The organism is Marinoscillum luteum (assembly GCF_044005705.1).
Taxonomy (GTDB): domain Bacteria; phylum Bacteroidota; class Bacteroidia; order Cytophagales; family Cyclobacteriaceae; genus Marinoscillum; species Marinoscillum luteum.
This window is the reverse complement of record NZ_JBIPKE010000012.1, coordinates 186932-210349: the sequence shown is the minus strand read 5'-3', so window position 1 is coordinate 210349 and position 23418 is coordinate 186932. Positions and strand designations below refer to the sequence as shown.

20 protein-coding genes are annotated in these 23418 nt (G+C 42.6%); 10 read left to right on the top strand and 10 right to left on the bottom strand.

Annotated elements, in window-relative coordinates; genetic code table 11:
• The first annotated feature begins 62 nt into the window (after positions 1-62).
• The 5 genes from folK to ACHKAR_RS04265 all read left to right on the top strand — a co-directional run bounded on the left by folK (position 63) and on the right by ACHKAR_RS04265 (position 6117).
• Entirely contained in the window at positions 63-560 is a 498-nt protein-coding gene (gene folK / locus ACHKAR_RS04285; protein ID WP_395416320.1) for a 2-amino-4-hydroxy-6-hydroxymethyldihydropteridine diphosphokinase, read from the top strand.
• A complete protein-coding gene (locus ACHKAR_RS04280; RefSeq protein WP_395416319.1) occupies positions 557-1309 on the top strand; it encodes a sulfite exporter TauE/SafE family protein in 753 nt (250 codons plus the stop codon). Before folK ends, ACHKAR_RS04280 begins: the two co-directional genes overlap by 4 nt.
• A gap of 86 nt (positions 1310-1395) precedes the next feature.
• On the top strand, positions 1396-2889 hold the full coding sequence (locus ACHKAR_RS04275) for a lipopolysaccharide biosynthesis protein (RefSeq protein ID WP_395416318.1): 1494 nt from the start codon (positions 1396-1398) through the stop codon (positions 2887-2889).
• 1 nt (position 2890) lies between these two features.
• A complete protein-coding gene (locus tag ACHKAR_RS04270) occupies positions 2891-5323 on the top strand; it encodes a YfhO family protein (protein WP_395416317.1) in 2433 nt (810 codons plus the stop codon).
• 47 nt (positions 5324-5370) lie between these two features.
• Entirely contained in the window at positions 5371-6117 is a 747-nt protein-coding gene (locus ACHKAR_RS04265) for a class I SAM-dependent methyltransferase (protein WP_395416316.1), read from the top strand.
• A gap of 43 nt (positions 6118-6160) precedes the next feature.
• Here ACHKAR_RS04265 and ACHKAR_RS04260 read toward each other — a convergent pair whose 3' ends face one another.
• The 9 genes from ACHKAR_RS04260 to ACHKAR_RS04220 all read right to left on the bottom strand — a co-directional run bounded on the left by ACHKAR_RS04260 (position 6161) and on the right by ACHKAR_RS04220 (position 16281).
• A complete protein-coding gene (locus tag ACHKAR_RS04260; RefSeq protein ID WP_395416315.1) occupies positions 6161-7378 on the bottom strand; it encodes a hypothetical protein in 1218 nt (405 codons plus the stop codon).
• Between the two features lie 261 nt (positions 7379-7639).
• Entirely contained in the window at positions 7640-8596 is a 957-nt protein-coding gene (locus ACHKAR_RS04255) for a dihydrodipicolinate synthase family protein (RefSeq protein WP_395416314.1), read from the bottom strand.
• Between the two features lie 73 nt (positions 8597-8669).
• Positions 8670-9386: an acylneuraminate cytidylyltransferase family protein gene (locus ACHKAR_RS04250; protein WP_395416313.1), complete on the bottom strand. Its 717-nt coding sequence runs from the start codon at positions 9384-9386 to the stop codon at positions 8670-8672.
• Entirely contained in the window at positions 9383-10147 is a 765-nt protein-coding gene (locus tag ACHKAR_RS04245; RefSeq protein ID WP_159578823.1) for an FkbM family methyltransferase, read from the bottom strand. The genes ACHKAR_RS04250 and ACHKAR_RS04245 overlap by 4 nt, the downstream gene beginning before the upstream one ends.
• Before the next feature lie 5 nt (positions 10148-10152).
• Positions 10153-12405, bottom strand: a complete 2253-nt coding sequence (locus ACHKAR_RS04240; RefSeq protein ID WP_159578821.1) for an N-acetylneuraminate synthase family protein — start codon at positions 12403-12405, stop codon at positions 10153-10155.
• Positions 12406-12589: 184 nt separating this feature from the next.
• Positions 12590-13348 carry a phytanoyl-CoA dioxygenase family protein gene (locus ACHKAR_RS04235; protein ID WP_395416312.1) on the bottom strand — a complete coding sequence of 253 codons (759 nt, stop codon included), beginning with the start codon at positions 13346-13348 and terminating at the stop codon, positions 12590-12592.
• Between the two features lie 12 nt (positions 13349-13360).
• A complete protein-coding gene (locus ACHKAR_RS04230) occupies positions 13361-14185 on the bottom strand; it encodes a class I SAM-dependent methyltransferase (RefSeq protein ID WP_395416311.1) in 825 nt (274 codons plus the stop codon).
• 78 nt (positions 14186-14263) lie between these two features.
• Positions 14264-15358 (bottom strand): DegT/DnrJ/EryC1/StrS family aminotransferase, encoded by a 1095-nt coding sequence (locus ACHKAR_RS04225; protein ID WP_395416310.1) that lies wholly within the window; start codon positions 15356-15358, stop codon positions 14264-14266.
• Positions 15355-16281 (bottom strand): glycosyltransferase family protein, encoded by a 927-nt coding sequence (locus ACHKAR_RS04220; protein WP_395416309.1) that lies wholly within the window; start codon positions 16279-16281, stop codon positions 15355-15357. Before ACHKAR_RS04220 ends, ACHKAR_RS04225 begins: the two co-directional genes overlap by 4 nt.
• Before the next feature lie 509 nt (positions 16282-16790).
• Here ACHKAR_RS04220 and pfkA point away from each other — a divergent pair.
• Positions 16791-17762, top strand: coding sequence for a 6-phosphofructokinase (gene pfkA, locus ACHKAR_RS04215; RefSeq protein ID WP_159578811.1), 972 nt, complete (start codon positions 16791-16793; stop codon positions 17760-17762).
• Here the strand turns inward: pfkA and miaA are convergent.
• Positions 17751-18668 (bottom strand): tRNA (adenosine(37)-N6)-dimethylallyltransferase MiaA, encoded by a 918-nt coding sequence (gene miaA / locus ACHKAR_RS04210; protein WP_395416307.1) that lies wholly within the window; start codon positions 18666-18668, stop codon positions 17751-17753. The two genes, pfkA and miaA, sit on opposite strands and share 12 nt — an antisense overlap.
• A 23-nt stretch (positions 18669-18691) precedes the next feature.
• Between miaA and ACHKAR_RS04205 the strand changes: the two genes are divergently transcribed.
• Genes ACHKAR_RS04205 through ACHKAR_RS04190 form a run of 4 tightly spaced genes read left to right on the top strand, consistent with a single transcriptional unit; the run spans position 18692 to position 23385 of the window.
• A complete protein-coding gene (locus ACHKAR_RS04205; RefSeq protein WP_395416306.1) occupies positions 18692-21973 on the top strand; it encodes a PAS domain S-box protein in 3282 nt (1093 codons plus the stop codon).
• Between the two features lie 11 nt (positions 21974-21984).
• Positions 21985-22362, top strand: a complete 378-nt coding sequence (locus tag ACHKAR_RS04200) for a response regulator (RefSeq protein WP_159578805.1) — start codon at positions 21985-21987, stop codon at positions 22360-22362.
• A complete protein-coding gene (locus ACHKAR_RS04195; RefSeq protein ID WP_159578803.1) occupies positions 22352-22627 on the top strand; it encodes a hypothetical protein in 276 nt (91 codons plus the stop codon). The genes ACHKAR_RS04200 and ACHKAR_RS04195 overlap by 11 nt, the downstream gene beginning before the upstream one ends.
• Entirely contained in the window at positions 22624-23385 is a 762-nt protein-coding gene (locus ACHKAR_RS04190) for an MBL fold metallo-hydrolase (protein WP_159578801.1), read from the top strand. The genes ACHKAR_RS04195 and ACHKAR_RS04190 overlap by 4 nt, the downstream gene beginning before the upstream one ends.
• Positions 23386-23418: the final 33 nt, after the last annotated feature.

Here is a 23418-nt window from a genome sequence, read left to right as displayed (position 1 = left end):
TACAAATCTAATTATCCAGCCAAATAAAGACGGTTGAAGTTCGAAATTGTTTAATTGCTTTGATGAAAGGGATTTTTCTACTTTTAGGCTCCAATCTGGGTGATCGGATGCAAAACCTGCAACGGGCCAAAGATATATTGGCCGCACATGAAATCAACATCAGCGACTTTTCGGCCGTGTATGAGTCTGCCCCCTGGGGGGATGAAAATCAAGGTTGGTTTTTAAACATGGTTTTAAAGATTGACACCATTCATGATCCCGAAAGCCTGCTCCAGTCCTGTCTGGATACAGAGATACAGATGGGAAGAACGAGGCTCAAGAAATGGGGCGAGCGAATCATTGATGTTGATATTCTATATTATCATGACTTCATCGTAGAAAGTCCTCACCTGAGGATACCACATCCCGGCATTGCCATGCGGCGCTTTACCCTGATGCCACTGGTAGAACTGGCACCACATGAAATACACCCGGTGCTCAAACTACCCCAGAAACAACTACTCGAAATCTGTCCCGACATACTGGAGTGTCACAAGACTGATCTGCACCTGCATATATGACCTGGATAGAAGCATTGATTTTGTTGGGCGTAGGCCTGTTTACAGGTGTGATCAATACCCTGGCAGGGGGCGGTTCACTCATCACCCTTCCCCTCTTCATCTTCATGGGACTGCCCTCGAGTGAGGCTAACGCTACCAATAGAATTGGCGTGTTTCTACAAAGTCTCGTGGCAGTGGGTGGCTTCAAAAGTAAAGGCGTGTCCGTATTTCCCTATGCCTTCTATGTGAGTATCACCGCCGTAATTGGCTGTATCATTGGAGCTTATTTTGCCATTGATATTAAGGGTCCGCTTTTCAATAAAATACTGGCTGTGGTGATGGTTATAGTGATCATTCTCACTGTGCTAAAACCCTATCTGGCTCATAAGGGTACCTTAGAGATCTTCACTCCTCGAAGAAAGCTCCTAACCATCGTACTTTTCTTTTTTGTGGGCCTATATGGCGGATTCATCCAGGCCGGAGTGGGTTTTCTGATCATCGCTACCCTCACGGGAGTTCATGGGTTCAATATGGCCAAGACCAACAGCATCAAGTCCTTTGTGATTGTATGCTATACCCTGGTAGCCCTGGGCATCTTCTGGTGGGAGGATCAGATCAGATGGGACTATGGGCTTACCCTGGCGGCAGGTAACTCAGCTGGTGGATGGATCGCCAGCCGCTGGTCAGTGGGTAAAGATGACAAGTGGATCCGCATCATATTAATAGTGACTGTAGTGGGTCTGGCAATCAAGCTGTGGTTTTTTGGGTGAAATAAGAGAATTCAAATCCACAGTATTTCTATCAAACTTTTCAGTATCCTATCTGAAAACGTCTAAATTCACGGTTTTATTCAACTATGGGTGTAGTCATCAGACAGAGTTTTTGGGGGTCAGTATTTGCATACGTCGGGGTAGTAATCGGATACCTCAACGCCCTTTATCTCCGACCCAAATATTTGGATCCTGAGCAAATTGGGCTACTTAATATTGTAGTGAATAATGCACTTTTGATTGCCCCTTTTATTTGCCTTGGAATGCCCTCTACCCTGGTCAAATACTATCCCCACGTAGAAAAAGATGAAGCCAGGAGAAGATCATTTTTAAGTAACCAGATTTATCTGATCTTATTTGCTAACATTCTCGGAGCACTACTATTTTTCATTTTCACCGATGACATTAAGTCCGTCTTTGAAAAGAAATCCGCGGCATACAACGAGTACATTTTCCTGAGTCTGATGATTCTGGTCAGCCAGACATTTTTCATTCAACTGCAATCATACAGCAGGGTGGTTTTGGATATCGTTGTTCCTGCCATCTTAAAGGATATTTATCTCAGAATTGGCTATGCCTTGCTCATTTGCCTATATGCTGCCAACTTGATTGATTTTGGTGATACGGTCAAAGGCCTGACGCTCGTTTACATATCAGCTACCATAATAGAAGCAATGCATGTTCTTATTAATCAGAACTTCAAAATGAGTTTGTTCTCATGGACAAGCATGAAAAACTGGATAGCAGAAACCTGGAATTACTCCATATACAATCTCGCCGCCTCTGCCGGAAACTCTATATATACCAATATTAGCTTTCTTTTGATTACTACATTGATTGGACTTGAGTCAAATGGGATATTCACCACCTGCTTTTACATTGGGATTATCATAGAACTACCCAATAGAGCAGTGCTGATGATTACAGCACCGGTAGTATCCAGGGAGTTCAAAAATAAAAATTACGTAGAAATCGAGAATCTATACCAGAGAAGCTCACTTACCTTGGGATGCATTGGATTTCTATTCCTGATTGGCATAGTATGTAACATCGAGGACCTATTCCTGATGATCCCAAATGGGAAGGTATTCTCTCAGGGCCTGTATGTGGTAATGGCCATAAGTTTTGCCAAAGTTTTTGATATGCTCTTTGGGCTGAATGGGAACATACTGGCTTATTCTGAGCATTACAGGGTGAATGTTTACTTCCTCCTGTTGTCCGTTGCTGTTCTCTGTATTCTGAACCTTACATTGTTGCCAACGATAGGGATCAATGGTGCCGGGATTGCCTTTCTGGTATCCACAATTCTCTTTAATTTGCTAAAGCATTATTATATCGTCAGGCACTTAAAGATTTCCTTGTTTACAAAAAACCACATCTGGCTCCTTCTAATTGGCTTTGGCACAATGCTCCTCTTCTATTTTGTATCGATCTGGGAGAGTCCAGTATTGAACATCGTGGGGAAATCTGCTTTAATTAGTACGTTTTATGGAATACTCATTTACAAATTCAATATTTCCAGGGACATTAACTCATTTGTTAAATCCATCTTTAAGAAATACCTAAATATCAAAATCTGATATGACAAATAACCTTAAAAGATCAATTCTTACCCACGGAGCTATCATTCTGGGATTTTTCATCGTAACGGTCATCGTTTACGCTCCATTTTTCTTCGAAAGCAAACAATTGGCTCAACATGATATTCTGCAAGGCCTGGGCAGTAATTATCAGCTCAAAGAATACAGAGCTGAGACTGGAGAAGAGGCCCTTTGGAATAACGCAATGTTTAGTGGGATGCCAGCCTATCTCACTAGTGTCCAGTTTCCAGGAGACATCCTCACCTATGTTTATCAGATTTTCAAACTTGGCCTTCCCAACCCGGAGGGAATTACACTGGTTTGCTTTATTTGCTCGTATATTATGCTCCTGTCCTTCGGTGTGCGGCCTTGGGTTGCTTTTGCAGGGGCCATTGCCTTTGGTCTCAATGGGTTCAATATCATTAGTCTCACTGCTGGTCACAATTCCAAAATTGCAGCTCTGGCATTCGCTCCATTGGTGCTTGCTGGAATACACCTTGCCTTTACCAGAAAAAAATACTTAGGTATAGGACTTACTTCTCTGGGATTGGCCATGCAGATTTATATGAACCACCCACAAATCACTTACTATTTACTCATTACAGTGTTGGTTTATGGTGTATTCCAGCTCTATTACTTCTGGAAAGACCACCAAATAAAATCTCTGCTCCTCACCCTTGCCGGGCTGGTATTGGCTGCAAGCATCGCCGTTGGTGCCAATTCAGGAAAACTTTGGACCGTATACGAATACAGTAAATACAGCATCAGAGGAAAGTCAGAACTCAAAGATGAGAGCAAAGAATCTTCTGGTTTGGATAAAGAGTATGCTTTTCGTTACAGCAATGGGATTCTGGAGCCCTTATTCCTCTTTATCCCTAATATCTATGGCGGTTCATCTAGTCAAGAGCTCAGTACACAATCGGCAACTGCTGGTGCCCTGCGACAAGCAGGATACAACGGGCAGCAACTAAGAGATCAACTCAAAGCCATGCCCACCTATTGGGGTGACCAACCATTGACAGCTCCATACTATGCCGGAGCGCTCTCATTTTTCCTATTCGTACTGGGTATTTTCGTTTTGGATCAGAGAACCAAAACATGGTTGATTGTGGTAGCACTCATCGGAATTGTACTTAGTTGGGGTAGCAACTTCACCTTGCTGAATGATCTCCTCTTTGATCACTTCCCGATGTACAACAAATTCAGGTCGGTCACCTTCGCGATTTGCATGACCCTCCTGTCCATTAATTTAATGGGTTTTATGGCGCTGGAAAGGGTGTTGACCGGAATGTCCGATAAAGCTTTCAGGAAAAAACTTCTTTGGTCAGTTGCTATTTGTGGGGGTACAGCTCTTTTACTTGTGATTGCAGCAGGTGCATTGAGTTACCGAGGCAGTATAGATGCTCGCTTGCCAGAATGGCTGATAGATGCCCTCAGAACCGATCGGAAATCACTCTTGAGGTCTGATGCCCTAAAGGCTCTCTTTTTTATACTGGCATTTTCGGGGCTTATATGGGCCTATTGGAAAAATTCACTCAAATCCGGACTGATCATTTCAGGGATCATATTACTACTCTTTGTGGACATCTTCAGCCTTACAAAGCGTTTTCTCAACAAGGATTCTTTTGAGAACAGACCTGTAAAAACATACTTTAAGCCTACCGAAGCTGATCTTTATATTAAGAGCATAGCAACTTCTGGTGAGCGTGTGCTCAACCTTCAGAACCCATTCAATGAGGCCAGAACCTCCTACCATCATGAATCCATTGGAGGATACCATGGAGCCAAAATGCGTAGATATCAGGACCTCATAAGTGCATGTATTCAGGCGGAAATGTCGGAAACCATTAATGTTCTGCAATCCGGAGGTTCCCAGTTGCCCAATACTCCGGTGCTCAACATGCTTAACACACGGTTTTTTCTGGCTGGATCTTCAAAAAATGCAGTCATTTCAAATTCAAGATCACTAGGCAATGGGTGGATCGTCTCCAACTTAAAGGAAGTGGCGTCGGCAGATGAAGAACTTTCTGAGGTGTGTAGCATCAACCCATCCCGAACTGCAGTCATTGATGGCTCCAAATTTTCTCCGCCAAATCTAATAGCCGGAGCTACCGGAACGGTGAAATTGCTAAGCAGAACACCGAATGAAATCAAATATACTACTCAGACCTCTGGTAAAAGTCTTGCTGTGTTCAGTGAAATATATTATCCAAAGGGGTGGAAGGCCTACATCGATGATCAGGAAGCCGAAATTCTCAGGGTTAATTACATCCTCAGAGCACTTCCCTTGGAAAAAGGAACGCATGAAATCAGGTTTGTTTTCGAACCGACAAGTTATTACGCCGGAAACACATTAACTATTGTGGGCGAGGTATTGGTTTTCCTTCTTTTTATAGGAGGGATTTGGATGGAGCGACGTAAATCATCTCTCTGATCTATCCGGCTTATTTTTCCAAACCTCGTCTGAATTAAATTATTGCAATGATCAAAAAAATCATACAATCGATTGATAGAATCAGCCATTTCGTGTTTTTCAATGCCACCAATTCTCGAAAAACCTTCTATGAATTAGATCAGATCAGTTACAGAGAAAGTGCTCAAATAATCCACCAAAAAGGTGCTGGCGCCGTGCTTCTGGATCGCAAAGATAAATTCTGGACACACGCGCTGAGTCATATCCCGATGAAGGGTGTTTTGTTAGAGTTTGGTGTCTTTAGAGGAGATTCAATCAACTTTTTTAGTGAAGTCCTTTTAGAAAAAAAAGATCAACGGAAGATTTATGGATTTGACTCATTTGAGGGATTATCAGAGGACTGGTCAGGTACATCTATGGTAAAATCAACATTTGATTTGAAAGGAAATTTACCGAAAGTCAATGATAACGTAGTGCTTATCAAAGGCTGGATTGATAAAACCTTACCACCCTTTATTGAAAACAATGGGCTACAAGCTGACAAAATAGCCTTCATGCACATTGATATGGATACCTATAGTCCCACAAAAGTTATTTTCGAACAAACTGTAGAGTATCTTCAGCCGGGAAGTATTATTGTTTTTGATGAATTACTTGGCTATCCGGGCTGGAGAGACAATGAATATAAAGCCCTTATGGAGTGCATCGATCCCAGATGGACATATCAATTTATTTCATTTTGCGAACCAAGATCTAAAGACAGAAACACAAGCAAATACATTCGAGCTGCGATTCGCATTCTAGAGAAAAAATAATTTAGAGTATCGGAACCACATCAAATCAAGCAAATTAACAGGATCACCGTCTTGACATTCCCTCAAGAAAAAGTTGAGAGGCTCGTCGCTCTATAACCTCCATATCCATCAGAAAATGATCAGACGCATCCACCTGCCCTGCATCAGCTGCTATCTTATCCATAGCCATGCAGAGGTCGGAGGAGTCCTTTGCGTAAAAAAACTGCTCAGTATTTATCAGCTCTTCGTATAGATCGTACCCATTTGGGTGTACTATAATACTCTTAACACCAAAATTCAAAGCTTCTATGCATACAGAAGACCAGTTGGTGAGGTGTAAATGAACATGCTCGATTATCTGATAAAGAGGCAATTTGGATGATTCATGAATCTCAACGTTGCTCACCTTCAAATCAGCAAGCGACTTGAGGACTTTGGCGTTTCCAATCTTTTGAGCAGGGTGGAGTCTAAACAGCCATAAAACATCCCTTTGAGTCTGAATCTCATCCAACACAAAATCCGGGATGGGGGTTTCCATATCCTGCTGAAGGGAAAAAAGCACCACCGTACTATAAGAATCAAGAAGCTTGCGATATTGAGGAGATTCCCTTTCTGCCTTATTTTTCTTCCAGTTGATCAGCCAGTGATTTCCAAGCACCACTGGTTGATGTTGCTGCAAATTGTTTCTTCCCCTTTCAATGTTGACTTTTGAACTTTCGCCCCAATTCCAAAAAAAGTCAGGAACCATGCGGTATCCGTTATTTGGCACCTGGCCCCAATGTGCATACATCAGGTGGTAAACACCCTGTTTTCCATGCTGTATATCTATGGTCGGAATCGCCAGAGATTTAGCCGCATTCAAATACGCAAAATTTACATTGTGGTAATAGCATACAAACGCAACTAAAGTTGGGTTTGCCCTTTTCAAAATAGCCTTCGCACTCTGCTCTGAAGCTAAAATAAAGCACACCGATTTGATCAAAAGACTTTTAATGGCAAGGCCACTTCTTGATTCGATTTCATCAGTTGCCTCAATTGAAGCAAGGTATTTTGTAAATCTCTTCTGATGCCTGAGGTATTTCACCGGATTAGCAAACAACCTGAGGTCCAGGAAATTCATAGGAAAAAAGCCTTCTACATCAGAAACCCTCTTTCCATTTGACACTTTAGTGGCAGACCAACCAAAGCGATTAGCCATGAACTCATATACCGGATCTGCTACTCTATCATACAGCTTGTCCTCTCTCCTATCAGCATGAGCGGAGGTACTCGTAAAAATCATCAGATCCCTTTTTCTCAGGGATCTGAATGTTTTAAAAGAATGAAAAAAAGAGGAAAAGTTAAGCTTAAGAGATGGTTCTTTCTTTGTTTTTGAAGCCAGCCGCCTTTGGTTGACCAAAAAAGAATCCCTGAGGCTGCTGCGCATTAGAGGCCATAGTTCTATACCACCATACACCCAGTCATTTACCGGATGCCTGTGTTCGATATCTACAACGATCTCATATAACTCCTTTTCGCCAACGCTCATTTGCTAAAAAACCAATCATTGGGAAACAACCTCGTCAACAGGCAGTGATTCAATCAATCTTTTTACATCCATAGCCTCCTCTGCTCCTAACTCCATCAACGGCATCCTTTCATACCGGTGAATCACGCCCAGGGCCTCCATGGCCGCTTTGATAGTCAAATGCCAACCATATTTCTTCACCCCTTTTTCAAAAAAGGGAACTTCAATCTCATTGATAATTCTCATGTAAGCCTCCTTGTTTCCGGCTTGATAATATTCCCAAAACTTGGACGCCAGGCGAGGATCAAACACCCCTATGCCGTTGAGCCATGACTGACATCCCACCTCGGCAAACTGCAGCCATTGCCTCTTACCTCCTCCTGAGATAATAATAGCCGCTCTATCCTTTATTTTTTCTATCACCTGCTTCGAGAAAGAATCATCCTTAGCATCTTCCTTCACTGCAATCACATTGGGAATATCAACCACACGATCCAGTAGAGAAATTGGCCAATTAACAACAGGACCGCCATACCCATTCAAAAAGGGCATTTCGTGTACCAATATGCCAATATCTACCGCATCTGCAATCATTTTGTAATGCCTGTAAATCTGCTCTTCTGAGTAAAATTTCTCCCTATTGATAATAGAAATCAAATCGGCCCCAATCTCCTGTGCATGACGAGCAAATTCGATGGATATCTTCGTAGAGCAGTGAAGGGGATCCGCCACGATCATGATGTTATTAGGGTCGATGGCTTTCACTTTTTGAGTAACAAAACTATTGAGAAGCCTTATTTCCTCCCATGACAACTCACTGAATCTACTATTGTATCCCATCACATAGAAAATTCGTCCACCCCCATCGTATATTCTCTGAAGGGAATTTTCCAAAGACAGAAAATCTATCTCCTCGTTTTTCAGAAAAGGGGTCATTACAGAGTACACAGGCCCCTGTATTCTATTCTTCAAATCAATCAGATTGTTGTTCATTTCCTTACTATAAAAAAGTTTGTTTAATCATTAACACGTATCAAAATCACTTTGAAATCATCTTGGATTTATTTCAATCCTTCAGAGAGAGGTGATTTTTTCTGAGGAGGTATTCTGCCCATTCAAAATCCAACTCATAATCTATATCTACGGAGTGCAATTTATCTATATAATATCCTTTCACCTGGCCATCGAAAAAATTTGCTTTTTGTCTGAATTTATCGAGCCATGCAATATAAAAACCACCATTGACTCTATATATTTTCTCAAAATCCTGAGATCGCGTCTGCCCGGTCACCAGTGGTGAAGGACTTAAAACGGCTTCAGGGTTGATCAAATTCTCATCATTCATCGACAGAGTGAGCTGAACCGGATCAGACATATCAGTAATACTTACCACGGAATAATCTTCCCTCGTCAATAAGGCAAACCCTTCCTTTATATGCCTGGCCGTCCGAAACGGACAAGTAGGTAAGAACAACCCAATGGTATCAAAGGTATTCTTTACTTCATCACGCTCAGCAATATCCTTGATCAAGTCGATGACTTTCCGCTTATCTGTGGCCATTTCAGCCTCCCGCTTTTGAGGGGTCACACCTTTTACATTACCCGCAATAGCCAGAATATCATCGTCATCTGAAGACAATATGACCGTATCAAATACTCCCGAATCAACTACCGCCTCCAGCGTATACTGAACCAATGGCTTCCCATTGAGCAACCTCAGATTTTTTTTAAGTAATCTTTTCGACCCTCCACGGGCAGGAACAATAGCCAAATTTTTCATCATGATCGGATATAAACACTTGTTTTTTCAATTTTCTCAGCGAACTCAAAACCTATTTCCTCCAAATACCGATGATACTTTTCTGTATCAAGATGCTCCATAATATTAGGGTGAAACTCGATGATCAAAAGCCGCAAACCTTTCAAAAACTCAAGATTCTCTTCTATCAAAGTATATTCTGCTCCTTCTATATCCATGAGAAGAACATTAAACTTCAACCCATATTTGGCCTGTAAGCTTTCAAAGCCCACACCTTTTACCTGAACCTCTCTGGACAACACCAGCTTTGGATTATGCACCTTCTTTTGCAATGATCCAGATATAGCAATATTATAGGTGTAAAAAGTTTCGAACGCCTGATTAGAAATGAGTGCGTTTTCAAGTGAAAAGTGGCAGTGATTATTTGCTCTGTTTTTTTCTATTTCCGTTATCAGGTCTGGATTAGCCTCAACCACCACATGATTCTCGGGATGGTCCAACATTTTATTAGAAATACAGGAAACAACCCCAATACAAGCTCCAAGTTCGATGATCGAATCTCCAGGGTCTAAATATTTTTTCATCAAAGCGATTTCCGGACTCTCGTAAGTCTTGAAAAGAAATCGAGAGTAATACCCACTTGGAAATAGATTTTCTGACAAGTTAAACTCACAACCTCCAGCACGAAATACCCGCACAAAGTTCAAAAAAAACCAACCTGCCGGCCGATTGTAGTTCATAAATTTGTTAAGCCCCAGCCTAACCACTTTCGATAATTTGTTCATACCCCTCAGTTGATCAAATGCTCAAGCCGTTCGAGCGCTATCCAAAATCCTTCACCCCTATTTTCATGACCCTGCCATATTTCCGGAATGAATGAAGCGTTGGGATTTAACCTGTTAATCACTTCTCCAACGGCATGATAATCCACCTCGCCCTCTCCAATCTGCAATCCTTCACCTCCGGTATTTTCAGAATCAGCAAAATGCATATGGGCAGTATAAGGCACCACTTCTTCTAAAAATTGATGAAAAGACCACTTGTAGTGGGTACACGCCAGCTTAGAATGAGAAGTATCCAAACAAATTCGCATATCATTCCGCTGACAGAAATCGGCGATTTCTCCAGCCGAAACAAACAAATTATGATACTGCTGTCCACCAAAATGCCAGGGAAATGGAGGCATGGTTTGAGGGATCAATTCAACTCCTTCTGTATCCAACTCTTTCAGGCTAGCCTCCAGGATCCTCATTCGTTTGATACGCTCCTGTTCAGTCAGAAACCCCTGACTTGTAAATCCCCCTACATTAGTAACGATTAAGGGTTTTACCGACCGCTTAAAATATGGTCGTAATTGCTTGGTGACCTCTATTACCCTCTGTAATTCTTCGATAGACCTCTGCCTGTATGTCTCGTCCAAAGAACAAAGGTCAAGGGTGTGATCACCTTCAAATAATTCAGGGCTATGAACTACAAAATCCAAATCCAGTTGTTCGTCAACGAACTGCCGAATATCCACCTCCAAATCTTTATAACTCAGGTGGAATTCAACCAGGTCTGCATTTGTCCCTTCTATAATCTCTTTGAAATCATGATATCTTACTGGGATGCCCCAAGGACGATTGAACTTATATGACCTCTTCACTACCTCTTCCTCTTCGATATCACTGGGATAAAAAAAGTCATATTGATTAAAATCGTGCTTTGCTCTCTTACCTACTAGGGCATTGAGATAATTGGGTTGCAATCCTCTTCCCGGACTTTTCACTTCAACCATATGTTCCTCAATCAACTCTCCTTTTTTGAGGGGTTGGTTGATGATCAAACTCTTGGCTAGATTGACCCTATTGATCATCTCTCCCTGAGAAATCTTTCTCACCTCCCTCGCTCCGAGACTTTCCTCCACCTCCCTGATTCCCTTCACCATCTCTGCAAACTCCTTTGGGAGCAAGCTTGCCTTATGGTCGCTACCTTCCATTGTGCGGTCAAGGGTAATGTGTCGCTCAATTACCTGGGCTCCGAGGGCCACGGCGGCAATAGAAACATGAATACCACGCTCATGGCCAGAATATCCAACCGGACAATTTACGATCTCTTTCAGCTGGTGAAGATAATTGAGGTTAATATCTCCAAATGGCGCGGGGTAAGTGGAATTACAGTGCAGCATCACGTGCGGCACACCAAGGCTTTGAAGTAGATTTTCGGTTTCGATAATCTCACTTTCAATACTCATACCTGTAGAACAGATAATAGGCACTCCTGTCAGGGCCAATTGGCGTAGTAAACCGTGATTAGTCAAATCCGCAGAAGCAACTTTGTATGCCGGCATGCCATATTCTTCCAATGCATTCAGACTTTCTGTGTCCCAGGGTGTGCACAAGGGTAATATTCCTTTCAGCTTGCAGTAATCAAACACCTCAAACAGCTGCTCGTTTGATAATTGAAATTTAGAAAGCAAGTCTAAAGTATACTGAGATCCCAGATTTTCCTTTATATCATCTGCCTTTCCGGCATTAGCATAGAGCGAATTCAGGTTTCGCATCTGAAACTTAGCACAACTGGCCCCAGCTGATGCCGCAGCATCTACCAACTGTTTGGCTAGAGAGATGTCACCATTATGGTTGTTTCCTATCTCGGCTATCACAAAGCTAGGGTGGCCCTTACCAATGTGATGACTACCTATTTCGATACCCTCCGCAGGGTGGTCTTTCCGCACCACTCCGAGTAACTGCTTGCTTTCATTGAGTAAAGGCAAGAAGTTTACTTCCTTCAAAAGTTCCTGAAATCTGGACGGATGATCAGTATCCCGAACAAATTTAAATTTAGAATTGGCGATACTGGAAATGGGCTGCCCAAGGTCTGGCATGTCATTTTCTACCAGCCACCTCAAAATGTCTCCATTGGTAGCTACTCCCATCACAATATCACGCTCTGACACTACGATAAGGATCCTACCCTTCTGCTCGTTAATTTTTTTTAGAGAGTTATGAATAGTCTCTTCCTGATAAATAATGTACTTATAAATATTCCTATCTATGATCATCTCTACTATTTAGTCATCCCACCTCAGAAAGAGGTGTCTATTTTGATCTATGAGGGCCGAAATTAAATATTTCAAATTAGATTCTTTGGTTTCTCAGGGTTTTCGATGAGCTGAGCTTTACCAAATTTCTCTACCCTCAATCGAATCCATTTACACTTCTGCAATCTGATCGTATCAACACCGCTCAACGAAGAAAAGATTTGAGCTTACGTTTCAGGTGCTCAAATGGTCCTGTGGTGTCACCCATCCTATCCTGCTCTACTGTCCGACTATGACCTCTCATTACATATCGTTCTCCTTTGGTAATGTTCCCGGCTTTGTGAAACACTTCTGTGGAAAAAATGATAAGGGTTCCCGCCCTTCCCTCAATAGGTATCACATCCTCTTCACTCACGGGCAATTCTCTGGTTAACTCCCGGTTTTTATAACTCAGTTTTCTTTGATGCTTCTGTCTTAGTTTATGTGTCACCTTATGAGATCCTGGCACACAGCTAAATGCCCCATTTTCTGCTGTGGTATCATTGAGGTAAATAAAATACTTGAGTGTAGGCTTAACATCAAAGTGTAAATCACTTGCAACATGCTTACTACCCAGCACATCTTTCACCACAAAGATCTCTTCATTTAAGCCAGCCTCTTTACTCCAATATTTATCCGTGATCTCTCTCATGAATTGCGAACCAAAAACTTCATCCGTTTTTTTGAATCTCTCGGTATCCATCTCCAAACGCTTTACCCGGGTGGCTACTCCCTCAGAATAGGGAGTATTCTTTTTGTACGGTGTATCTTCCGTTTCGGTAAACTCATAAAATTCTTTAAACAGTTTTTCCACATCATCAGCTCCCAGATAATTCGGAATCACTACCAAGCCAAACTCCTCAAGTTTAGCAACCACCTGATCAATACTTAAATCAGCTACTGTAAAATGTTCTTGATTCATCATAGTTCATTCTTTTCACTCCCATCCCGTGGGAGTTGGTAATTGAAGTCCCTTAAGGGGTTTCTGAGCATAAATAGTCATATTCTTAGGCCTTCCAAAATTCTGCCCCAGAAGAGTCCTTTTAAAATGCCAAAGTGATAAATCAGGAATTTCGAAAGTCTGATAATCGAACCCTGCATGAAAGGCTGCTGCCCGATACTCGCAAGACCTAAAAAAAATATCTGACCTATCACCATTCCTTACCTCAGTCAGCCCTTTGAAATTATCTACCTTGTTCTGCCTATTGGTATAAAAGGAATTCATGGTATCGTCCAACATATATGGCTCCTGTGCGATCAACCACCCTCCAGGCTTCAAAGCTTTCTGAATCTCCATAAATGTCCTATACAAATTGCTAGAGTGGTGAATTGCCCCCATCACAATGACATAGTCATAATAATTCTCCAGCTGAATGTTATTAAAACTCCCATGAATGAGCGTCGATTTTTCAGTGTTCACTCCAACTACGTCAAAAACCTTGGGTATTAATTGATTGATGGCCGCTGGATTAATCTCCATCGTATGCATTTCACTTAATTGAGCATAATATTTTGATAACATATAGGCCGAACACCAACCATCTCCGGCACCAAGCTCAAGTACCTTTCCATTTAACGGCTTACCGATTTTTCTTAACGCCTTCTCCAATGATCTGGCCCTCATCCGTCGCTTAGAGTTCTTCAGAATCTTAGCTTTCGTCAATTCCTGGCTTGCCAAATGACTATGATAAATCTCATGTACTTCAATCTCTTTCCCCTTTAGCAAAGTGTCTTTACCAGGGTTCCAGTCCAATATTTTCATTTACAATGTTTTAGGGTTTCGATATGAATAGACTTTGTCCTTCATTTGACCCATGAAAAAATACTTCAAATTGATCCATTAGCCAATTGCATTGACTTGATGACAAATATATTTAACCTCCTGCTCACTTAGCTCTGGATACAATGGAAGTGAAACAATTTCTTTACTCAAAAGGGTGGCCACTGGAAATTGTTCCTGGTGATACCCCTTGTATAAATATGACTTTATATAGGGTAATGGAACCGGATAGTGGATACCATAACCAATCCCCAGTTCATCAAAAAGTTTCACCAGTTTCCCTCGATGCTTGGTTCGGATGACATAAAGATGAAAGGCATGATAAAAATTGGTAGTGTTCATTGGTCGGACGATTCCCTCCCTTAGATAGGCATTATACCAATTGGCAATAAGATTTCTCTTTTGGACCCATTGGTCAAGATAGTTCAATTTTATGGTGAGAATGGCTGCCTGCAAAGTATCCAGCCTGCTTGTTCTCCCTATTAGGTCATGATCATGCTTTTTCAACTGTCCATGGTTGGCAATCCGTCGCATTTTCTCAGCAAGGAGTGTATCATTGGTGATGATGGCTCCTGCATCCCCATAAGCACCCAGGTTTTTAGTAGGATAAAAGCTAAAAGTTGATACTTCACCAAAAGTGCCAACTGACCTGCCCTTCAATTTCGCACCATGAGCCTGAGCGCAATCCTCAATTACCTTCAAATGATACTTTTTCGCAATGGGGAGGATCTCATCCATGCGGGCAGGTAATCCATATAAGTGAACCGCGATAATGGCCCTGGTATTTTCATTAACTGCTCCTTCAATTAGGTAAGGGTCAATAGTATGCTCTCTATCGATAACATCTACAAACACAGGCTCTGAACCTACATTATTCACTGCTTCAGCTGTGGAAACCCAACTATTCGCTGGCACCAACACTTCATCACCCTTCCCTATTCCCAGCGCTTTAAGAGCAACTTCTAAAGCGTCGGTCCCATTTGCACAAGAAACACAGTGTTCAGCTCCCAAGAACTTTGAAAAGGCGTTTTCAAAATCCAAAACAGGAACTCCCCCCATAAAAAGACCCGTTGAAAGAACCTTCTGAATTTCAGCGTCTACTTCATGTTTAATTTGACTGTACTGCCCCTTGAGATCAAAAAATGGTATTTTCATGTTTCTGTACCCATTTGTGTTTCTAGCAGCTGTATCAGTTTCCGAGCCTGATTGGTTCTTGAGTACAGGCTTATCAGTTTTCTGTAATCCTCCTGATTGCTCTCAATGCCAGATCTAACTGTTCTTAAAAATTCCTTAATCTCATTGAACGAATAATGCGACAGAAACACACCAATTTGTCTGTTCGAAAATAGCTCACTTAAATCACTGGGCACCTCTCCTAAACCCAAAATAGGTCTGCCAGCCACTAGATATTCAAAAAACTTTGCCGGAATAAGAAATCTGGAGTTTTCTGACTTGTTCTGTAGCAGAAGGAGTAGGTCACATTCTGTGTATTCCTTAAAAAGGCTCCCATGGGGTAAATACCCCATGAATTTTATGTTTCCGGCAAATTTATAGCCTTGCAACTCGTCACTCACGCTCTCACTGATAATCCCACCAATCCTAATTTCAAGGGAATTCAAAAAGGTAGAATCCTCTTCGCACAACTCTTCTAATGCTTGCCACAAAACCTTCGGGTTCCTCACCTCATTCAGCATACCAAAGTAACCAATAACAAATTTACCCCCCAAAGAAGTCGGTTTCCCCAGGTAATCATAGGTTTCATTTATTCCATTGGTAATCACCTCGGCAGTTATATTATGTTTTTCAGACATCAGTTTTGCAGTACCTGAGGAAGTCACAAGGATCTTATTGGCCCGTCTCAAGACCTTATTTTCCAACCGCCTATGGAAGAACCTTGCTAATCTTCCAACTTTCAGTTTGTCCAGTAGATCCCAATCAGACCAGGGATCTCTAAAATCTGCCAGCCATTGGACTTGAGGTAAGCCAGTCTTTATACCGAGTCCAATAAGATGCATGGAATGGGGAGGGCCTGTAGTAATAATTGTTTCAATCTCTTTTTCCAGAATCACCTTTTTCAATAACCTTACCGAAGGTTGTACCCAAAAAAGTCGGGGATCTGGTATAAATAGATTCCCACGTATCCAAATGATTAACTGCTCCTTCCACGATTTGTCAGATTTCTCCAGAGCAGAACCCTGTTTTATGGCATTTCGATTTCTATTTCCTGTGAGTTGATGTAAAAGAGTGAAGGGCTCCCAAATCTTTCTTCTTATTACAGAAATATTCTTGCAGTCTTCTAAGAGACTCTCATCACGAATATCAAATTGTGCATTTTCCGGGGTATAAACAATTGGCTCCCAACCCATTTCCTTTAGGTTCCTGGCAAAATGCAGCCAGCGCTGTACTCCCACTCCCCCGCTTGGTGGCCAATAATATGTAACGATCAAAATACGTCTATTCCTCATCTAGTGGCATTTTGCATTAATAGAGACTAATTCCATTTTATACCTTTCTTATTTTCATTAATATTGGGCCCCGAAAGCAAATAAACAATATAGCCCCCTAATTTTTTAAATTGATTTAGAATATGAAAAGTATTGGTGTTTTTACATCAGGAGGTGACGCGCCAGGCATGAATGCCTGTATCCGATCTGTGGTGAGAACAGGGCTATATCTTGGTCTGGATGTCTATGGTATCAAATATGGGTACAATGGCATGATAGACGGTGACATTTACAAAATGAAGTCATACTCGGTGAGCAATATTGTTCAGCGAGGGGGTACCATCCTGAAGTCTGCCAGGTCTAAAGACTTTATGACCAAGGAAGGTCGTGCAAAGGCTTATGAGCAACTGAAAAAAAGAGGAATAGAGGGCCTGGTGGCTATTGGCGGTGACGGTACATTCACCGGAGCCAACATCTTCTACGAAGAATATGGAATTCCCATCGTGGGGGCACCAGGCACCATAGACAATGATCTTTATGGCTCCGATTACACCATCGGATTTGATACAGCGGTGAATACTGCACTCGATGCCATTGATAAAATACGTGATACGGCAAACTCACACGACCGGGTGTTCTTTATAGAAGTAATGGGCCGTCACAGTGGGTATATCGCCATACAAAGTGGAATAGGCGGTGGAGCTGAACTGGTGATGGTGCCAGAAACCTCCACCACGATTGGAGACGTGATTCAAACATTGAAAGAAGGACGCGACAATCAAAAAACTTCTTCCATCGTTGTGGTAGCTGAAGGTGGCGAGCAAGGTGATGCACTGGAAGTGGCCGCCAAAGTAGCCAAAGAGCTGCCTGACCTGGACATCAGAGTTTCCACTCTCGGTCACATCCAAAGAGGTGGATCTCCCACATCTTATGATCGTATCCTTTCATCCAGACTGGGTATGGCTGCTGTGGAAGGACTGGTAAATGGCGAAAAGAATGTGATGGTAGGTGTGGTCAATGACAAAATTGCCTATACGAGCTTCAAGCTTGCCATCTCCAAAGCCAAACCCATCAACCCGGAGTTGATGCGACTGGTAGACATTTTAAGCATTTAAAGAACCTGCTATCAGCCGAATGATTCGTTCCGATTCGTTCGGCTGATACCATTTTATTTCCTCATCCTTTCTGAACCAGGTGAGCTGACGCTTCGCGTACCTTCTGCTGTTTCGTTTCAGCAACCGCACAGCCTCCTCCCGATCATATTTTCCGGCCAGGTAATTGAATATTTCCGTATAGCCCACTGTCTGTAGTGCATTATGATCCTTGTAAGGAAACAAGGCCTTAGCTTCCTCAAAAAGACCCGCATCTATCATCAGATCCATGCGCTTATTGATTCGGTCAAAAAGAATTTCACGATCCATGTTCAAGCCAAATTTCAGGTTCACAAAATTCCTATTGCTCACCGACTTGCCCTTTCTGAAAGAGGTGAAGGTTTCGCCCGAAGAACGGATGACCTCCAATGCCCGGATCACGCGCTGATGATTCTGTTGGTCTACCAGACCGAAATACTCAGGGTCTTTCTCTTTCAATTCCTTCAGCATCGGCTCCAGTCCCTCCTCTTCAAAACACCTGTTCAGGCTCGCTCTCAGCTCCAGGTCCACCGCGGGCATCTCATCAAATCCGTCCCAAATGGCTTTGAAAAACAACCCGGATCCGCCCACCAACACTACCACATCGTGGCGTTGAAACAACTTATCCAGTAATATAAGAGCCTCTTTCTCGTACATCCCCACACTGTAGTGGCTTTTGATAGAATGTGAATCGATAAAGTGATGTTTTACCTGGGCCAGTTCCTCCTTATCCGGTTTGGCCGTACCAATATTCATTTCTCGATAAAACTGCCTGGAATCTGCTGATACAATTTCTGTATTGAAATATTTAGCAATCTCAATGGCCAAAGCAGTCTTACCTACCGCCGTTGGCCCCACTACCGATACCAGTATGTTTTTTTTCAAATTCATTTCGATCCCGAAAGTAGCATTAATTGGCTAATTTTATAGAAATGGATCTGGCCGAACAAGACATCAAATCACTCAAGGAAGAAGTAAAATCGCTTCAAGAAAGGCTTGAAAAAGCCCATGAGGACTATTATGGCCTGGTTGAAAAAACCAATTTCCACCTTAAGGAACTCTTTGATTCATCCAATGATCTCATACAGATATTCAAACCCAATGGCGAATTTAGGTTTGTCAACGAAGCCTGGAGAAACAAGCTTGGATACAGAGAGGATGAAATATTTGACCTGAAATTTGTGGAAGTGGTGCACCCCGACCACCGCAAGCAAACCCTCCATAATCTCCTCAAAATCACAGCCGGTAGTCGCCTAGAACGATTCGAAACCGTACTGAAGACCAAGTATGGAAAGAATATCTACGTCATTGGTAAGCTCACCTGTGTTTTTGAAAATGACGAACCTGCCGAGTTCCGATGTGTCTTTTTTGATATTACAGAACGCTTCCGTGCAGAGCGAGCTCAGAGTCTTTACTACAAAATTGCCAACATCACCATCTCCCAAAACAGCCCGGAGGACTTCTATGGCAAAATATTTCAAGAGCTCAATGACATACTGAAAGTAAGAAACTTTAGTGTGGCACTGAAGCAGGGTAAAACCTACCAGTATGCCTACTGGGTAAATGGAGATGAAGAAAAAACGGGAGTCAAATTCAAAAAAGATGTAGAGAAGCTACTGGCTGACTATACCTTCGAACGAGGCAAACCCATGATTATTTACAGCGATGGGATAGAAAAAATCGCCAAACAGAAAAAAGTCAAACTCCAGGATAAGCTTCCAAATATATGGCTGGGTGTGCTGATACAGCTGGATAGCAGGCCCATAGGTGTGCTCTCGGTTTTTTCCTACCAGGACCAATCCGCCTACAACCACAAAGACCTGGAGCTATTGGATTTTATCTCGGGTCAGATCACCCTCTCCATGGAGCGCAAGCTCAACACGGAAAAGATTCAGAATCAGGGTGCGCGAATCAACGCCATTTTTGAAAGTAGTACCCACCAGATCTGGTCATTGGATTCTGAGCTCAGGTTCACCTCTTTCAACCAGAACTATGCCGAAGCCTTCGAGGCCTATTATGGCCATGAACCCAAAATAGGTATGAGCCTGAAAGACCAGGACCCGCATACCATGTCTCACAAAGCCTCCGATTTTTGGCAAAAAAAATACGAGCACGTTTTCAAGGGAAACACCCTCAATTTTCAAACGAGCCAAAAGACACTGGATGGACAAAAAGTGTGGCGTGACGTCTTCCTCAACCCCATTTTCCTGCCAGATGGGAGCATTCATGAGATTTCGGCCATAGCCAACGACATCACCGAGAAAAAGCTATCAGAAACAGCCCTGATGGAGAGCGAAGAAAAGTTCAGAAACATTTTCGAATCCTTTCAGGATATCTATTTCCGCTGCAATATGGACGGGATCATATCCCTGGTGAGTCCGTCAGTGAAGCGAGTCCTTGGTTTCGACCAGGAAGAGGTGGTCGGTAAAAAAATTACCGACTATTTCATTTCCAAATCCAAACTTTCGGACCTCTTCAAGGAGCTGTATAAAGACAAGCAAGTTCAGAACTACGAAGGTGTAGTAGTGACCAAAGAAGGCAATGAAATTCAGTTTTTGAGCAACGTAAGATTAATCAAGCGTAGAAAAAACAAATATGAAATAGAAGGTGTAGCACGTGACTTCACCCGACTGAAAGAGACCAACAGACAGCTGCGAGAAGCCAAAGAACTGGCCGAGCGCTCCCTGCAAATCAAAGAACGATTTCTAGCCAATATGAGTCACGAAATCAGAACCCCTATGAACGGTATCATAGGCATGATAGACCTCATCGGGTCCACTCAGCTAGATAAGGAGCAGTCAGAATACATCCGTACCATCAAAAAATCTTCAGACAGCCTGCTTCACATCCTCAATGACATCCTGGACCTCTCCAAGATAGAAGCGGGAAAAATGAAGCTCAGACTTCAGCCCGTACGTCTGATAGACACTTTCGAGAAAGTCTATGAACTATACTCCCAGCAGGCACACCTGAGCAATAACACACTGTATTATCACCTGGACGATCAGCTGCCGGAGTACATTATGGCCGACGAGACGCGCCTCACTCAGGTGCTTTCCAATCTGACCTCCAATGCCATCAAGTTTTCTCCCAAAAAGGGAAATATCAACCTGAGTATACGTGTGCTAAACCGTCAGGACAACTGCTACCGATTCAAGGTTTTCATTAAAGACTCAGGGATCGGGATTTACCAGAATGATATCGAAAAACTGTTTCAGAATTTTAGCCAGATAGATAGCTCCAGCAGCAAAAATTACTCAGGCACAGGCCTTGGGCTGGCCATCTCCAAGGAGCTGGTCAAATCAATGGGTGGAGAAATCGGCGTGGCCTCCACCCCTGGCTTGGGAAGCACCTTTTGGTTTACTTTTGAGGCCTACTCTATCAGCGCTGATGAGATCTCCGAAAAGACTGAAGAGAGTGTCTTTGTCAAACAGTTCACTGATTCGAGCCCCAGGATTCTTTTGGTGGACGACAATCAGATTAACAGAAATGTGGCCAAAAGTATCCTGCTCAAGTCGGGATGCGAGGTAGTGGAAGTTAGCAGCGGTCAGGAAGCGATCAAGGAAGTAAAAAAGAAGAAATTTGACCTGATTTTTATGGACATACAGATGCCTGACATGGATGGAGTGCAGGCTACTGCCAAAATCAAAAAGCTTAAACTGGATCACAGACCGCCTATAGTAGCCATGACCGCCTATTCCATGGAAGAGGATCGGGTGAAATTTCTCAAGAAAGGATTGGACGATTACATCGCCAAGCCAATAAAAGCCAATAGTTTAATTGAAAAAGTCAAAACTTGGTTGCATTTTGAGCCAAAATCAGTAAGTTCTGAAGTTTTTAATGAAAGCGCTGAAGAGCTCGTCATCAACCAAAACACACTCAACCACCTTTATAAGTACGGAGGCCGCGAACTGATCGAAAGTGTACTGAGTGATTTTGACGAGGAAGCTACAGCGCAAGTGGCTAGTGTTACAGATTTTGCCGGCAAGAAAGAGTACGAATCTATGCGCAGGGAACTACATACCTTAAAAGGTAATGCCGGCACCTTGGGCATTGAACGTCTGGCAGCCGTGGCCAAAGAGATGGAGAAAAAACTTAAAAGTAAGGACTATAAATACATGAATAAGCAGCTCGGTGAATTGAAAAAATGTCTTACTGAATTTAAAGAGAGTTACGCTAATTTTTTAACCACCTGAACCCTACCCTAATGATTAAGAAAATATTAGTTGCAGAGGATAGTTCTGTGATACAGAATCTCACCAAGAAGATTCTTTCCCTGCAGAATTATGAAATCAGTGCTGTAAAGGATGGCCGAAAGGTAATTGACAAACTGGAGTCCGAAACCTTCGACCTTATCCTTATGGACATACACATGCCGGTAATGGACGGTATGGAGTGTGCGCGGGAAATCCGTAAAATGAAAAACAAAAATGCTGACGTGCCTATCATAGCCATCACAGGCAATGCCAATAACTATAGCCTGGATGACTTTAAAGAAGCGGGAATCAATGGTTATCTTCCAAAACCATTAAATTACGACACCCTGGTGGAAACAGTAAAAGGCTACATGGTAGATGGAAATTAAATACACAAAACATTTTTTAAACAGGCTGGAGGATATCTTCTCCGAAACAGACTACATGCTCAGGTATGAGAAGGGAAATTTTCAGTCGGGTTATTGTATCCTGAAGGACACTCGGATTGCCATCGTGAATAAATACTACTCACTGGATGGGAAAATCAATAGCCTTCTCGAAATTCTCAAACAAATAGACATCAACTCGAAAGACCTGAGCGAGAAAAACCGAAAACTCTTTCAGGAAATCAATCAAACACAACTTTCATTTTGATCATTACTTTTTTAGGTACCGGCACCTCCCAGGGTGTGCCCGTCATAGCCTGTGATTGCGAAGTTTGCACCTCCATTGATTTTCGTGACAAACGTACACGGGCATCCATTCACATAGAAGTAGACGGACTCAGTCTGGTAGTAGATACCGGCCCTGACTTCAGAACTCAAATACTCAGGGAACGCGTCAAAAGGCTGGATGCAGTCCTGTATACCCATGCCCACAAGGATCACACAGCTGGCATGGATGACATTCGCAGCTTCAATTTCAGGCAGCAAATGGATATGCCCGTGTATGCTTCTTCCGAAGTAATCACCCAGCTCAAAAAAGAATTTTCGTATGTCTTTGCCGAGCAGAAATATCCTGGTGTGCCTCAGGTCAAAATTCATGAAATCAACAATGATCCCTTCAATATTCACGGGGTAACGGTCAATCCCATCCAGGTAATGCACTATCAGCTGCCGGTATTTGGATTCAGAATCGGCGACTTCACCTACATCACCGATGCAAACGCCATACCGGAGGCCGAAAAGGAAAAAATCAAAGGCTCCAAAATACTGGTGCTCAATGCACTGCAAAAAAAGGCGCATATCAGCCATTTCACACTGGCAGAAGCCATTGCCATGGCGGAAGAGCTAGGTGCTGAACAGACCTACTTTACACACATGAGCCACTCCATGGGCAAACACCGCGATGTAGAGCTGGAGCTTCCGGAGGGCATTGACTTTGCTTTCGACGGCCTTAAGGTCACCTTGTGATACCAGATCATCGTCAGGATCATGCATCTTTGT